The organism is Actinomadura sp. SCN-SB, assembly GCF_043906805.1.
GTDB lineage: Bacteria > Actinomycetota > Actinomycetes > Streptosporangiales > Streptosporangiaceae > Spirillospora.
The window spans coordinates 170655-185558 of the sequence record NZ_JBIMPP010000005.1 but is presented as its reverse complement, the minus strand read 5'-3'; the positions used below and the strand labels follow the sequence as shown (position 1 = coordinate 185558).

The window sequence follows — 14904 nt, the reverse complement described above, 5'->3', positions numbered from 1 at the left end:
AGCAACCGGTTACCTGGACCGGGCTCTGTCGCAGGCGAATGAGAGACTGCCCTGCTGTGGACACTCCCGAGCTGCGCTTCACCGTGCTCGGGCCTGTGCGCGCGTGGCGAGGGGACGACGAACTGGGGCTCGGCGGCCCGCAGCAGCGGGCCCTGCTCGCCGTGCTGCTGCTGAACCGGGGGCGTGCCATGCCGATGGGGGCCCTGGTGGACGCTCTGTGGGGGGACGAGCCCCCGCCCCGCGCGGTGGGGACGGTGCGCACCTACGCGTCCCGGCTGCGGAGGGTCCTGGAGGACGACCGGGCTTCCCCGCAGTTACTGGTCTCCAGCGGCCAGGGCTACGCGCTGCGCACCCCGCCCGGCCTGCTGGACGCCGAGGTGTTCGAGGACCTGGCCGCCGAGGCGGGCCGCGCCCGCAGCGCCGGTGACCCGGCCCGCGCCCGCGAGCTGCTCGGCGCGGCGCTCGACCTGTGGCAGGGGGCGCCGCTGCCCGCGCTGCCCGGCCCGTACCTGCGGGCCCGCCGGGCACGGCTGGCCGACCGCAGGCTCGCCGTGCTCCAGGCCCGGCTGGAGGCCGATCTGGAGCTGGGCCGCCATGCCGAGGTCGTCGGCGAGCTGGCCGTGCTGAGCGCCGAGCACCCGCTGCGCGAGCCGCTGCGCGGGCTGCTGATGATCGCGCTGTACCGGTGCGGGCGGCAGGCCGAGGCCCTGGAGTCCTACGCGGCGGCGCGCCGCACCCTGTCCCGGGAGCTGGGCATCGACCCAGGCCCCCAGTTGCGGCGCCTGCACGAGCGCATCCTCCGCAACGACCCGTCGCTGGCGGCGCCCGGCCGGCCGCCGGAAACGGAGGACGCGCACGCCCCCGAGCCCGGCCCCGCGCCCGAGCTGGACGCGCCCGCCGAACGGCCCGCCTCACTCCCCGCCGACCTGGCCGACTTCACGGGACGTACCACACAGATCCAGCGGCTGACCGGGTGGTTGAGCGAGCACACCGAGGAGCCCGTGGTCGTCTCGGTGTCCGGGGTCGGCGGCGTGGGCAAGACCGCGCTGGCCGTGCACGCCGCCCATGCCGTACGGGCCGGCTACCCCGATGGGCAGCTCTACATCGACCTGCTGGGCACGGGCGAGCACCCGCTGCCTCCCAGCGTGGTGCTGGGGGAGTTCCTGCGCGCCCTCGGCGTGCCCGACTCGTCCGTGCCGGAGGGGGAGGTCGAGCGGTCGGCGCTGTTCCGCTCCCTGCTGTCGGGACGGCGCGTCCTGATCGTCCTCGACAACGCCCGCGACGCCCGTCAGGTCCGCCCGCTGCTGCCCGGAACGGCGGGCTGCGCGGTCCTGGTGACCTCGCGGGCCCGCCCGGCCAGGCTGCCGGGCGCCCGCCGGATCGACCTGGACGTCCTGGAGCCCCAGGAGGCGATCGCGCTGTTCACCGGGATCGTGGGCGCCCGCGCCGCGGCGGAGCGGCGGGCCGTGGTCGACGTCGTCGGCCTCTGCGGCCACCTGCCGCTGGCGGTGCGGATCGCCGCCGCCCGGCTCGCGTCCCGTCCCGGCTGGTCCATCAGGACGCTGGCGGCGCGGCTCGCCGACGGCCGGCGCAGGCTGGCCGAGCTGCGCATCGGCGACCTGGCCGTCGAGGCCACCTTCCGGCTCGGGTACGACCAGCTCGACGCGCCGACCGCCCGCGCGTTCCGGCTGCTGGCCGTGCCGGACGTGCCGGCCCTCACGCCCCCGGCCGCCGCCGCGCTGCTCGGCACGTCCAGGGCGGCGGCCGAACGCGTCCTGGAGTCGCTGGTCGACCTGGGCATGCTCGACTCGCCCGCCCCCGGCCGCTACCGCTACCACGACCTGCTGGGCCTGTTCGCCCGCCAGGTCAGCGGGCCCGACGGCGACGCCTCCGCGCGCCGCGCCGCCCTGCGCCGTCTGCTGCGCCACACCCTGGCCACGCAGCGCGAGGTGCTGCACCTGGTCAGTCCGGGCACCCCGCTCGCGCCGGGCGGCGCGACGACCGCGGCCGGGCCGGCGTTCCGTTCCGCCGCCGAGGCCCGCGCGTGGACGTCCCGCGAGCTCACCGCCTGCCTGGCGATCATCCGCCAGGCCGCGGCGCCCGAGCACGACGTGGCGGAGGCGGCCGACCTGCTGGTCACGCTCGAACCCGTGCTGGAGGACGGCTACCGCTGGGACGAGGCCCGGCCGGCGGCGCGCGCCGTCCTGGACGAGGCGACCCGGCGCGGCGACCGCCGGGCCGAGGCGCGGGCGCGGTACGTGCTCGGGCGCATCCTCACCAACACCGGCAGGCTCATCGAGGCCCGCGAGCACGCCGAGCGCGCCATCGCGCTCTGCCGTGAGACGGGTGACCGGGTGCTGCTGATGTGCGCGTTCGACGGCCTGTCGCACATCGCGTTCCACGAGCACGACACGCACGAGGCCATCGGCAACATCGAGCAGGCGCTCGCGCTGGCCCGCGAGTTCGGTGACCGGGCGGGCGAGGCCGTGCGCACCGGCAACCTCGCCTACGCCTACGCGGAGGCCGGCAAGGCGGCCGAGGCGGTCACGGCGGCCGAGCGCAGCCGCACCCTGGCCCGCGCCGCCGGGCACGCCGCCGGTGAGGCGTACGCGCTGTACATCCTCGGCATCGCGCTGCGCGCGCTGGACCGGTGGGAGGAGGCGGAGGCCCGGTTCGACGGCGCGAGAGCCATCTGCTGGTCCCAGGGGTTGCGGGCGCTGGAGTCCTATGTCCTGCTGCGGCTGGCCGAGACCAGGCTTCGCCGCGGGCGCCCCAGCGAGGCCCGGGACGCCGCCGAGAGGTCCCTGGCCATCGGCCGCGAGATCGGCGAGGAGTACCACCAGGGCCGGGCGCTGACCACCCTGGGCCTGATCCTGTCCGCGCTGGGCGAGCACGACCGGGCACGGGTCCGCTGGCGGGAGGCCCTGGAGCTGTTCACCACGCTGGGGGTCGCCGAGGCCGACGAGGTCCGCCGCCTCCTGCACAGCGACGGCGCCGCCGGCGTGTTCCCTCTCTGGCCGTATCCCTTCGGCCGTGCCCTCTAGCCGGGGGCCGGGCCGGTCGAGCGGCGGGTGATCAGCTCGACCGGGAGCGACCGCGAGCCGGGACGGCCGCCGTCGAGGACCTCCAGGAGGGCGGTCAGGCCGCGGGCGCCCAGCTCCCCGGCGGGCAGCCGGACGGTGGTGAGCTCCGGTTCGACCGCCATCGCCAGTTGCACGTCGTCGAAGCCGGTGACCGACAGGTCGCGGGGGATCTCCAGGCCGCGGGCCAGGGCCGCCTTGATCGCGCCCGCGGCGATCAGGTCGTCGTCGCAGACCAGCGCGGTGGGACGGTCCGGGCGGTCCAGCAGCCGGCCGGCCGCCTCCTTCGCCGCGTGGACGTTGATGGCGCCCGCCTCGCGGGTCAGCCGGCCGCCGTCGAGGGCCTGGACGGCCTCGGCCAGGGCGGCGCCGCGGGCCCGGAACGTCCACTCGTCCACGGCCGCCGCGACGTGCCCGATCCGGCGGTGGCCCAGCGCCGCGAGGTGCTCGGTGATGGCGCGCATGCCCGCCTTCACGTCGAAGTCCACCGTGGGCGCGCCCCCCGCGTCGGGGCCGGCGTCGAGCATGACCACGGGGACGTCCCCGAAGCCGGAGATCGCGTCCAGCGGCATGGACGACGCGATGATCCCGTCGATCGCCTCGTGCCGGGCGCCGAAGGGCGCGTCCGCCGGCGCGCCGGTGCCGCCCGGAGAGCCGGCGTCGTCGGGCGGGTACACCACGATCCTGAATCCGTGGCGTGCCGCGACCCGGGCCGCGCCGATGTAGACGGTGCCGAAGAACGGCGAGGTGAGGGTCGGGACGACCAGCAGGACCGTCCGGGTGGTGCCCAGCCGCAGGTTGCGGGCGGCGACGTTGGGCCGGTACCCGAGGGCCCGCGCCGCCTCCTGGACGGACCGTGCCGTGGCCGGGGAGACCCGTCCGCTCCATTTCCCGTTCAGGACGAGCGACACCGTGGACTGCGAGACCCCGGCGGCCTGCGCCACGTCCCTGCTGGTGGGACGGTGCGCGGGACGCCCGGCCGGGTTCTCGTCCCGGGCGGGCGGCGCGTCCTCCGGCGGCGTTCGCATGAGGAAACAGGGTAGAGCCGCAGGACGGCGAAGTGATACGTATGACCCTGGACATAATACGTATGACTGACGGAACCCAGGCGAGGGAATGCGCTCCTATCTCGACTTCCTGCGGGTCGCCCACGCGGCCCGGCTCCTCGGCGGCACGCTGCTCGGACGGCTGCCCAACGGCATGGGCATGCTCGCCGTCATCCTGCACGTGCGCGCCGAAGGCGGCGGCTACCCGCTGGCCGGGACGCTCGGAGCCGCGTTCCTGCTGGCCATGGCCGTGGGCCAGCCGGTACTCGGACGCGCCATGGACCGGTTCGGCCAGCCCCGCGTGCTGCAACCGGCGGCCCTGCTGTCCGCCGCCGGGTTCGCGCTGCTCGCCCTCACCGGCGCGGACCCGCTGCCGGTGACGGCCGGCGCCGTCGTCCTCGCCGGGTTCGCCACACCGCCGCTCGAAGCCGGGCTGCGCGCGCTGTGGGCCGCGGTGCTGCCCGGCCCCGCCCAGGTCAAGGCCGCCTACGCGCTGGACGCCGCCGCCCAGGAGATCCTCTTCACCGTCGGCCCGCTGCTGGTGGCCGCCGCCGCGCTGATCAACACCGAGACGGCGCTGCTGCTCACCGGCGCGCTCGGCGTCGCGGGGACGCTGGTCGTCACCACCTCGCTCCCGTCCAGGACCTGGAAGGGGGACGAGCGCGCCGCCGACTGGGCCGGGCCGCTGCGCTCGCCCGGCCTGCGCGTCCTGTTCACCACGCTGGCCTGCGCGGGCATCGCGCTCGGCGTGTACGCGGTGGCCGCCACCGCCTACGGCGAGCGCGCCGGGGACGACCTGGCCTCCGGCATCCTCCTCGCCGCGATGTCCGCCGGGGCCCTGACCGGCGGCCTGGTGTACGGGGCGCGCCCGTGGCCCGGCGACGACCACCGCCGCTTCCCCTGGCTGATGGCGTTCCTCGCCGCCGGGTACCTGCCGCTGGTCTGGGCGCCCGGACTGCCGGTCATGACCGTGCTGGCCTTCGCCAGCGGCCTGTTCCTGGCCCCGATGCTCGCCTGCAGTTTCATCCTCGTCGACCGGCTGGCCCCCAGTGGGACGGTGACCGAGGCGTTCGCGTGGGTCGTCGCCGCGTTCAGCGTGGGCAGCGCGGTCGGCTCGGCCGCCGCGGGGTTCGGGCAGGATCTCGCCGGTGTCCGGGGCGCGTTCGCCGCCGCCGGGGCGGGCGGCCTGCTCGCCCTGGCCGTCTGCCTGCTCGGCGGACGCCGCCTGCGTCCCGGTACGGGGGATCAGATCCAGTTGCGGAACCAGATCCGGGCGTGCCAGTCCTGATAGGGCAGGATCTTGGCGGCCAGTATCGGGTAGAAGTAGGCGAAGTTCGCCAGGACCACCAGCACGAACGCGCCCGCGGCCGCCGCCCCCACCACGCGCCGCGTGCTCGGCGTCCCCGCGTGCCACAGCGTGGCCGCGCGCCCCGCAGGTCCGATGAGATACCCCAGGACCAGGACGATCGCCAGCACCATGAACGGCAGCACCGGCGTGGCGTAGAAGAGGAACATGGTGCGGTCGCCGAAGGCCGAGGGGAACCAGGGCAGCCAGCCCGTCAGGAACCCCAGCACGATCGCGCCCGCCCGCCAGTCGCGCACCGCCAGCCAGATCCCCACCGTGATGACCAGGGCCAGCAACGCTCCCCACCACAGGGCCGGGGTACCGATCCCCAGGATCTCCCGCGAGCAGCGGCTCGCGCCGCACGCCCCCTTGGGCTCGGTGTAGAAGAAGGCCACCGGGCGCCACAGCACCGGCCAGTCCCACGGCCAGGACTGGTACGGGTGCTCGGAATCCAGCCTGACGTGGAAGTTCAGCATCTCCCTGTGGTAGTTCCACAGATCGGGCAGCGCCTCGATCATCCGTGCGGGGACGAAACCGGAGACCTCGCCGCGTCCCCAGCCGCCCGGCCGGAAGATCCAGCCCGACCAGGTGGCCAGATAGGTGACCGCGCCCCCCACGACGAGCTGGCCGAACGCGGGCAGCGCGTCCAGCGCCAGCGTCCCCGGCAGCGGCTGCCGCACCCCGGCGGCGCGGCGCGCCCCGAAGTCCCAGAACACCAGCATGATCCCGAACGCGGCCACGTAGAAGATCCCGGTCCACTTGGTCGCGCAGGCCAGGCCGAGGCAGATCCCGGCCACGACGCGCCAGCCGTGCGGCACGAACGGGCCGAGGTCGGAGAGGGTGCCCGCCTGGGCGGCGGCCTCCACCCGCTCGGCCAGCAGCCGCCGGGAGCGGTCCCGGTCGATCACCAGGCACGCGAACCCGGCCAGGATCCAGAACATCACGAAGATGTCCAGCAGCGCGGTCCTGCTGGTGACGAAGTGGAGGCCGTCCAGCGCCAGCAGCAGCCCGGCCATGCAGCCCAGCAGGGTGGACCCGGTCATCCGCCGCGCCACCCGGCACAGGATCAGCACCGACAGCGTCCCGCACAGCGCCGCCGCGAACCGCCAGCCGAACGGGGTCGCGCCGAACAGCCACTCACCGCCCGCGATCATCCACTTGCCGAACGGGGGATGGGCGACGAACGAGGCGCCGCTCGACCAGATGTCGGCGTCCGGATCGGCGATCAGCAGCTTGTCGGCGTCCTTCCTGGTGTTGTGCTCCCAGCCGAACCTCAGCAGCGCCAGCGCGTCCTTGGCGTAGTAGGTCTCATCGAAGACCACCGCCTTCGGCACGCTCAGCCGGTCGAACCGCAGAAACCCGGCGAAGGCCGTCACCAGCAGCGCCCCGAGCCAGCCCGCGAGCGCGTTCCCCGCAACGGGCGGCGCCGGCCGCTTACGCAGGAGCGGCGGGCGCGGCCGCCCTTCGGAGGCCGGTTCCGACACCAGGTCCGTCATCGCCATTCCGCCATCTTGTCATTGGGGCCGACCCCCCACACCTCACAGTACGGCGCTCGCTCCCATGCCCGGGATCGGGCGCGTCGTCACCCGGCCACAATGGACGGGTGACGGGGAACGAAGACGGCACCGGACGGCTCCTGCTCGCCGCGGCACCGATCGGCAGGGCGGACGACGCCTCCGGACGGCTGCGCGCCGCCCTGGCCGACGCGGAGATCATCGCGGCCGAGGACACGCGGCGGCTGCGCCGCCTGGCGGCCGACCTGGACGTGCCCATCAGCGCCCGGGTCGTCTCCTACTACGACCAGAACGAGCGCGCCCGCGCCGCGGAACTGATCGAGGAGCTGCGGGCCGGCCGCGACGTGCTGGTGATCACCGACGCCGGGCTGCCCGGCGTGTCCGACCCCGGCTACCGGCTGGTCACCGCGGCGGTCGCCGAAGGCGTACCGGTGACCGCGCTGCCCGGCCCGTCCGCCGTCACCACGGCGCTCGTGGTGTCGGGACTGCCCACCGACAGGTTCTGCTTCGAGGGCTTCCCGCCCCGCAAACCCGGAGAGCGGGCTCGGCGGCTCGCGGCGCTCGCCGCCGAGCCCCGCACCATGGTGTTCTTCGAGGCCCCGCACCGCCTCGCCGCCACCCTGAAGGCGATGGCGGACGCGTTCGGCGCCGACCGTCCCGCCGCCGTATGCCGGGAACTCACCAAGACCTACGAGGAGATCCGCCGCGGCCCCCTCGGCGACCTGGCCGGCTGGGCCGCCGGAGGCGTCCGCGGAGAGATCACCCTGGTGGTCGGCGGCGCCCCCGAGACACCCGGCCTGTCCGAACCCGCCGACCTCGCCGCCGCCGTCGCCGAACGCGAATCCACCGGAACACCCCGCAAACAGGCCATCGCCGAAGTCGCCAAGGAAAACGGCCTGCCCAAACGGGTCGTCTACGACGCCGTAGTCAGCGGGGCGGGCTAGTTGGTGGCGGGTTCGGGGACCTTCTGCTCGACCGGTCCGGTGGTGGGTTCGAGGTCGGGCAAGGCCGTGGTGCGGCGGGTGCGCAGGCGGAGCAGGGCGGCCATCCGGTCGCGCCCCTCGGGAGAGAAGGCGATGCCGGCGGCCAGGCAGGCCAGCGGCAGGGCCGGGAGGACGTACCGGTAGTCGAACTCGGCGGTGGCGGCCGGGGCGAGCAGTAGCCCGGTGGCCAGCGTCCACGGCAGGAACGCCAAACCGCCGAGACGCCGCCACATGGCGCCCATGCCGGCCAGGCCGACCAGGAGGATGACCCCGACCATGGTGCCGCGCACATAGACGTGGTCCTGGTACACGCGGATCACGCTGGCGAACGGCTCCACCACGTTGGTGCGCGCGCGGCCCTTCTCGTAGGCGACCGCCTCGTCGGCCGCGGTGACGTCGCTGTCCATCCGCCAGTTCGGCAGCGCGCTGGAGCTCTTGCCGAACTCGTACTGCTGGTAGGTGGCCCTGTCGGGGAAGACCGTGCGGTTCCAGCGGAAGACCCGCAGGAAGTCGTAGCCCACGACCTGCAGATAGTCGACCGGCTGGGAGAGGATCGCGCGCTTGGAGAAGGCGTTGGCGACCTTGTTCTTGTCGGCGTCGAACCGCTCGCCGGGGTAGCGGCCCAGCGGCGAGGCCGCGTTCCAGATGCCGTCCTGGCTGTTGGGGAGCCGGTTCTCCGGCTCGGTGCACAGCGGGATCTCCTCCACCGGCGGGTCGATCTTGTGGCAGTCGGCGAACTTGTAGACCCGCGCGTACAGGAAGATCCCGTTGCTCTCGGTGATCGCGAACTTGTCGTTCTCCAGCTTGTACCAGCCCGCGTACAGCACCACGGGCAGCGCGCAGAAGGCGACGGTGACCGCCAGGATCCGCCAGCCGTCCCGCCGGATCAGCATGAAGGTGAGCAGCCCGATCAGCACCGGCAGCCCGACCGACCTGGTCAGCCAGGCCACCCCGACGATCAGGCCGAGGGAGGCGGCGATCTTCCAGGTGGGGCGGCTGTGCCAGAGCAGCAGCGTGACCGCCCCCATCACCAGGAACGTGAACAGGGTGTCGGACAGGATCAGGTGTTCGAGCTGGATCTGGTAGGCGTCCAGCAGGAACGGGACGGTGGCCAGCGCCGCGCCCCACCCGGGCAGCCGGAACCGGCACCGCAGCAGCGCGTACACCATGACGCCGACGGCCAGCCCCATGAGGTGCTGCAGCGCGGTGACCAGCGCGAAGCTGTGGAACGGCTTGAGGATCAGCAGCATGAAGGCGTAGCCGTCGGGTCGCAGCGGATGCGGGTACGGCCGCATCGCCACATGCAGGTAGTCGAAGCTGTCGTTGAAGAACATCGCCGGCTGGTAGCCGACCATCGCGATGACCCGCAGCAGCGCGGCCAGGGCGAGGACGACGGTGAAGGCCGGGTGCCGCCGCATCAGCGCCCACGTGCGCGCGGACCGCTCGCGCACGTGCCCGGACGGGTCGGCGGCGAACGCGCGTCCCGAGGCGACGGCGGACGAGAGGACGCGCCGCGCACCGCGCCTCACGCGGCCCGCGCCGCGCCTGGCCGGGGCCCTGAGCGCGCGTGTTACCAGATTCTTGCCTTGATCCGCGCGCTTCGGCGTGTCGCCGGTTCCGGGGCGGGTGTCTTCGGCGGCCGTCGCGGTGGCCATGGCGACCACCGCGGGCATGCCCGACGCGGCATCATCCCCTGGGGCGCCACCGTTCGAGGCGGAGCCGTTGGAGGCGGCCCCGTTCATCTCGGCCCCCTTCATGCCTGCCCCCTTCGTCGCGGCGCCGGCACCGTTGTGGCAGGCACCGTGCCGTCCAGCCCCCGACTCGGTGGCACTGCGTTCTCCGGCGCGCGTCACAGCCGACCCAACCTTCCCGGGCCGCGGTGCCCGTATGCTTGTCCGTCTAGCCTGCCGCTTCTGGTCGTTGCTGAGCGGGTCTTCAGATTGCAAGTAGGCAACACGATACGGGCGCTCTTGGTGAGAGCGCCGCGCATCGCTCGCTTCGGGCGTGCATCATGAACGATGGTCGTCCGCCCGGCGGGACACGACGAGATCAGTGAAAAATACCGCAGACGGTCACCAGGGGTAGCGAAGGAGATCGCGTGGAACTCTCCGTAGTGATGCCGTGTCTGAACGAGGCCGAGACGGTCGAGACCTGCGTCCGCAAGACGGTCGGCTTCTTCGAGGAGAACGGCATCGACGGCGAGGTCGTCATCGCCGACAACGGCAGCACCGACGGCAGCCAGCAGCTGGCCAGGGAGGCCGGCGCGCGCGTCGTGCCGGTGGTCGACAAGGGCTACGGCAACGCGCTGATGGGCGGCATCCGCGCGGCGCGCGGCCGGTACGTCGCGATGGGCGACGCCGACGACTCCTACGACTTCACCACGCTCGGGCCGTTCCTCGACGAGCTGCGCGACGGCGCCGACCTGGTGATGGGCAACCGCTTCAAGGGCGGCATCGCCCCGGGCGCGATGCCGGCCCTGCACCGCTACCTGGGCAACCCGGTGCTGAGCTTCATCGGGCGGCTGTTCTTCGGCAGCAAGATCGGTGACTTCCACTGCGGGCTGCGCGCCTTCAACAAGGAGTCGATCCTGCGGCTCGGGCTGCAGACCGGCGGCATGGAGTTCGCGAGCGAGATGGTGGTGAAGGCCACCCTCGCGAAGTACGACATCAGGGAGGTGCCGACCACCCTGTCGCCGGACGGCCGGTCGCGCGCGCCGCACCTCAACACCTGGCGGGACGGCTGGCGGCATCTGCGCTTCCTCCTTCTCTACAGCCCGCGGTGGCTCTTCCTCATACCCGGGTTCGTGTTTATGACGCTCGGACTGATCGCCGGGATCGCGCTGTCGTTCGGCCCGGTCCGCATCGGAGAGATCGCCTTCGACGTCGACACGCTGGTGGGCGCCGCCGCGGCCATGGTGATCGGGTTCCAGGCGGTGCTGTTCGCGCTGCTCACCAAGGTCTACGCGATGCAGGAGGGCTTCCTCCCACATGATCGCAGAGTACAGAGGTTCACCGACTGGTGGAGTCTGGAACGCGGGCTGGTGCTGGGCGGGCTGCTGGCCGTGGCCGGTCTGGCGGGCCTGGTCGCCTCGCTGCTGCACTGGCGCGTCAACAACTTCGGTGAGCTGGACCCGCGGCAGTCGCTGCGCATCGTCGTCCCGTCCGCGACCGCGCTGGTGATGAGCCTTCAGGCGGTGTTCGCCTCGCTGTTCGCCAGCATCCTGAGCATCCGCCGCCGCCAGCACCCGCCGGCGATCGACCCGGCCGACGAGGCCGCGGACGTCGTCGACGCGGCCGCGCACCGGGTCGCGGCCGAGAAGCCCGCGCCGGGCGAGCCCGTGGGGGCCACCGCGCGCAAGCGGGCCGCCGCGTCGTCGTCCGGGGACGATTCCGACTGAGCCCGGACGTCGTCATCGCGTTCCGGAGTCGGAAGCCGGGAACCCGCTGACCGTTTCGGGGCGCGGAGGTCCGGCCTTCCCTGGACTATGACAGGCTGAAACGTTGATGGATCCTTCGCCCGTGCGGGCCCGTGACCGGGAACCGCGTCCCTGATGCCCGCGACCGAGGCCGCGACGGTCCCCGCCGTCCGGCGCCCGGCCCGGCCCACCGGCCCGGAACGGCGAGCGGATCGGCGGTTCCGCCATTGGGGCCTCCTGCTGCTGCTGGGCTGGGCGGCGCAGGTCGCGGTGCGGCTGTGGATGTCGTCCCGGCAGGTCATGCCGGTGGCGACGCCGGACGAGACGGGCTACCTGTTCGCGGCCCGGGTGCTGACCGGCGGCCCCGAGGCCGACCTGTCGTACGGGACGGTGTACCGCGGCGGGTACGCGCTGCTGCTGCTCCCCGCGTTCTGGCTGGCCGGCGACCCGGTCGCCGTCTACCGGATCTGCCTGGTCATCAACGCCCTCATCAGCGCGGCGACGCTGCCGCTCGCGTACCTGATGCTGCGCCGGATGCGCCTGTCGCGGACATGGTCGTACGCGCTGGGGCACGCCACCGCGCTGCTTCCCGCCGTGGTGTTCTACGCGGAGTTCGTCCTCACCGACGCGGTGCTGCCGGTCGCGGTGTTCGGCTGGCTGCTGCTGACGCACTCCTGGCTGACCGCGCCCAAGGGCGCCTCCCCGGTGCGGGTGGCCGTGTACGGGGCCTCCGCGGGCATGGTGGTCGCGTACGTGTACGCCTCGCATTCGCGCGGGATCATCCTGATGGTGGTGCAGGCGTGCGTGCTGGCCGTCGCCGTCCTGTGCCGGTGGCGGGGCTGGACGCCGACGGGGATCGCCGCCGCGGCGATGGGCGCGGTCGCGTACGCGGGCATGAAGCTGAACGAGGGCCTGCTGCCGCGGCTGTACCCGGGCGGCGACAACAACCTGGCCGCGAACCTGGAGTGGCGGCTGACCCACTGGGACGGGTACGGCTGGACGCTGTCGCTGGGCACGGGCCAGATCTGGTACCAGATCGTGGCGACCGGCGGAGTGGCGGGCGTCGGGCTCGTCACCATCGCGGTGATCGCGGTGCGGCGCGGCACGCCGCCGCGGTTGCGCGTGCTCGCGCTGGCGATGCTGGCGGCCATCGCGGGCATCGCGTTCGCGACCTCGGCCGCGTTGCCGGTGGAGTGGCGGGTCGGCAACTACGTGTACGGCCGTTACCTGGCGTGCGTCACGCCGGTGCTGTTCGCGGTCGGCGCGGCGGTGCTGTTGCGCGCGACGCTGCGTACCGTCCTGTGGGCCACGGCGGCGACGGTCGCGGTGGCCGTCATGGCGGCCAGCGTGGTGCAGTGGTACGCGGGCGACGTGCTGAGCCGCTACACCTACACCCTGTTCGACTTCCCCGAGACCTCGTTCCTGACCTGGAACTGGACGTCGTTCCATCTCTGGCGCGCCACGCTGGCCGGGCTGGTCCTGCTGGGCCTGGCGGTGGTCGCGGCGCGGCTGCCCCGGCACGGGCGCGCGGTCGTCGTGGGCCTGCTGGTGCTGGTGAACGTGGCGGCGGTGACGACGGCCACGATCGAGATCTCCCGTCCGCTGTCACGGAACCTGGCCGCCTACAGCGACCTGCGCGACAGCACGGACCTGGACGCGCAGCGCTCCATCGCCCTCGACTGGAACATCCCATGGATGCTGCGGCTCTCGCAGTTCTACTGGGCGTGGAACAGCAAGGGCACCATGTTCGACGCCCGCTGGGTGCCTCCGCCTCAGGCGGACCTGGTGGTGCTGTCCTGGCCGAAGAACGTCCCGGCGCACATGACGTGGCGTAACGCGCCCCCGGGTTGGCGCATCGTGGCGAGCCGCCGCACGCCGGAGGGCGACTGGGTGGCGTGGCGCCGCCCCTAGTGCCGGGCGGGGCCCCAGATCTCCAGGAGCCCGTCGGATGACCGCCACATCAGCCGCCACCCGTCCTTGGCGGTGGGACGGTAGCCGCCGAGGATCTGCGACTCCTGCCCGCGCCACCGGGTGAACAGCATCGGCTGCCCGTAGGACGCCTCGGGCAGCTTCCAGGACGAGTGGTCGAAGTCGCGGATCCGCCCGTGCCACAGCGGTTCGCCCCAGGGGGTACGGGTGTAGAAGGTGAGGGTCTGCGCGAGGCGCCGGTCGGCCCACAGCACCGGCAGGTCGCGGTCGTGCTCTTTCAGGTGGACGCGCAGTTCGTTCCACGCCGTGTCGCGCGGCAGGTACGGGACGGTGCGCACGGCCGCGGCGACATAGGCCGTGCCCAGGACGACGGCCAGGGTGGGCGCGACCACCGTGCGGAGCCGGAAGCGCGCCACCGCCTCCTGGGGAAGCCGCCGGGCCAGCAGGATCAGCGACCCGGTGCCGCCCGCCAGCAGCGCGGGGAACACCGCGAACCAGTACCGCAGCAGCCAGGCCCGCAGCGAGATGTCGTGCGGGTCGATCACCCCGGCGAACAGCGTCAGCGGGACGGCCAGCGCCAGGAACCACACCAGCGCCAGCGCCAGCCGCCGGTCCCTGGTCACCGCCCAGCCCACCACGGTCAGGACGAGCGCCACCACGAAGATCACACCGAAGGCGTTCCCGTCGTCCATCGCCCGGACGAACGACGCGAGCGCCAGCGCCCGGGTCACATGGTCGCGGGACTCGCCGCCGTGCGACGCCGCCGACATCAGCCCGGCCAGCGGGTCGCCCCAGACCAGCGCGTTGTGGACGAGGCTGGCGGCCAGGACCGCGATCATCGGCAGCGCGACCGTGACGTTGCGCCGCCACCCGATCCGCAGCAGCGCCAGGTACAGGGGGATGGCCAGGAACAGGAACGCCAGGAACTCCCTGACCAGGAAGGACGCGCCGAACAGGGCGCCCGCGGCCAGCAGCGCCCGGGTCTGGGCGCGTCCCGTCCGGCGGCTCGCGGCCACCAGCGCGGCCATGCCGAGCGCGAACAGCCCCGCGCCGGGCATGTCCGGCAGCATCACCCCGTGCGACCAGGTGATCTCCACCCCGTACGGGTTGGTCAGCGTGAAGAACGGGTGGACGATCAGCGGCAGCGTGGCGGCGACCCCGGCCAGGTCGCCGAACAGCGACCGCACGGCCAGGTAGCAGCCCACGAAGAACAGGCAGCCGCCGGCCGCCGCGACCGTGAAGTACGCGATCTGGCCGTCACCGAGCAGCTCCTGCGCCGCCCGCGCGGGCAGGACGAGCCCGAGCCTGGTGACCTGGTGCGGGACGGTGCTGTAGGGCCACTGGTCGAGGGGGATGTCCGGCCAGCCGCGGGCGGCCAGCCACACGTAGTACGGGTCGAAGTACAGCGGCGGCGTGTCGATCACCCATTGGGCCAGGACGGCGCACGCGGCCACCAGCCCCGACAGCCACCAGACGCGGCCCCGGCGCCCGCCCCCGCCGCGGGTCCGGGCGCGTTCCGGGGCGCCGGCCGCGGCCTCGTTCTCGCCGGCCGGCTCGCGGACCGTGGTCTGGGGCATGGCGTGGTCAACCTT

General features: G+C 73.6%; 9 protein-coding genes. 5 read left to right on the top strand and 4 right to left on the bottom strand.

What is annotated here, in order from left to right:
* Positions 1-56 precede the first annotated feature (56 nt).
* Entirely contained in the window at positions 57-3044 is a 2988-nt protein-coding gene (locus ACGWYJ_RS05355) for a BTAD domain-containing putative transcriptional regulator (RefSeq protein ID WP_395104439.1), read from the top strand.
* Here ACGWYJ_RS05355 and ACGWYJ_RS05350 read toward each other — a convergent pair.
* Complete coding sequence (locus ACGWYJ_RS05350) at positions 3041-4108, bottom strand: LacI family DNA-binding transcriptional regulator (protein WP_395104438.1); 1068 nt, start codon at positions 4106-4108, stop codon at positions 3041-3043. The genes ACGWYJ_RS05355 and ACGWYJ_RS05350 overlap by 4 nt on opposite strands.
* An 88-nt stretch (positions 4109-4196) precedes the next feature.
* Between ACGWYJ_RS05350 and ACGWYJ_RS05345 the strand changes: the two genes are divergently transcribed.
* A complete protein-coding gene (locus ACGWYJ_RS05345; RefSeq protein WP_395104437.1) occupies positions 4197-5414 on the top strand; it encodes an MFS transporter in 1218 nt (405 codons plus the stop codon).
* On the opposite strand, the gene ACGWYJ_RS05340 is transcribed toward ACGWYJ_RS05345, so the two are convergent.
* Positions 5372-6973 (bottom strand): dolichyl-phosphate-mannose--protein mannosyltransferase, encoded by a 1602-nt coding sequence (locus ACGWYJ_RS05340; protein ID WP_395104436.1) that lies wholly within the window; start codon positions 6971-6973, stop codon positions 5372-5374. The genes ACGWYJ_RS05345 and ACGWYJ_RS05340 overlap by 43 nt on opposite strands.
* Positions 6974-7074: 101 nt before the next feature.
* Here ACGWYJ_RS05340 and rsmI point away from each other — a divergent pair, with 101 nt between their 5' ends.
* A complete protein-coding gene (gene rsmI, locus ACGWYJ_RS05335; RefSeq protein WP_395104435.1) occupies positions 7075-7929 on the top strand; it encodes a 16S rRNA (cytidine(1402)-2'-O)-methyltransferase in 855 nt (284 codons plus the stop codon).
* Here rsmI and ACGWYJ_RS05330 read toward each other — a convergent pair.
* A complete protein-coding gene (locus ACGWYJ_RS05330; RefSeq protein WP_395104434.1) occupies positions 7926-9725 on the bottom strand; it encodes a hypothetical protein in 1800 nt (599 codons plus the stop codon). The genes rsmI and ACGWYJ_RS05330 overlap by 4 nt on opposite strands.
* 341 nt (positions 9726-10066) lie before the next feature.
* Between ACGWYJ_RS05330 and ACGWYJ_RS05325 the strand changes: the two genes are divergently transcribed.
* Both ACGWYJ_RS05325 and ACGWYJ_RS05320 read left to right on the top strand, forming a co-directional pair.
* Complete coding sequence (locus tag ACGWYJ_RS05325; protein WP_395104433.1) at positions 10067-11365, top strand: glycosyltransferase family 2 protein; 1299 nt, start codon at positions 10067-10069, stop codon at positions 11363-11365.
* A gap of 153 nt (positions 11366-11518) precedes the next feature.
* On the top strand, positions 11519-13294 hold the full coding sequence (locus ACGWYJ_RS05320) for a hypothetical protein (RefSeq protein WP_395104432.1): 1776 nt from the start codon (positions 11519-11521) through the stop codon (positions 13292-13294).
* Here ACGWYJ_RS05320 and ACGWYJ_RS05315 read toward each other — a convergent pair.
* Positions 13291-14889, bottom strand: coding sequence for an ArnT family glycosyltransferase (locus ACGWYJ_RS05315; protein ID WP_395104431.1), 1599 nt, complete (start codon positions 14887-14889; stop codon positions 13291-13293). The two genes, ACGWYJ_RS05320 and ACGWYJ_RS05315, sit on opposite strands and share 4 nt — an antisense overlap.
* Positions 14890-14904: the final 15 nt, after the last annotated feature.

Coding starts and splice junctions, on each gene's coding strand:
- ACGWYJ_RS05330 (WP_395104434.1), bottom strand. CDS start 9,725: ATGAAGGGGGCCGAGATGAACGGGGCCGCCTCCAACGGCTCCGCCTCG.
- ACGWYJ_RS05340 (WP_395104436.1), bottom strand. CDS start 6,973: ATGGCGATGACGGACCTGGTGTCGGAACCGGCCTCCGAAGGGCGGCCG.
- ACGWYJ_RS05315 (WP_395104431.1), bottom strand. CDS start 14,889: ATGCCCCAGACCACGGTCCGCGAGCCGGCCGGCGAGAACGAGGCCGCG.
- ACGWYJ_RS05320 (WP_395104432.1), top strand. CDS start 11,519: ATGCCCGCGACCGAGGCCGCGACGGTCCCCGCCGTCCGGCGCCCGGCC.
- ACGWYJ_RS05345 (WP_395104437.1), top strand. CDS start 4,197: ATGCGCTCCTATCTCGACTTCCTGCGGGTCGCCCACGCGGCCCGGCTC.
- ACGWYJ_RS05350 (WP_395104438.1), bottom strand. CDS start 4,108: ATGCGAACGCCGCCGGAGGACGCGCCGCCCGCCCGGGACGAGAACCCG.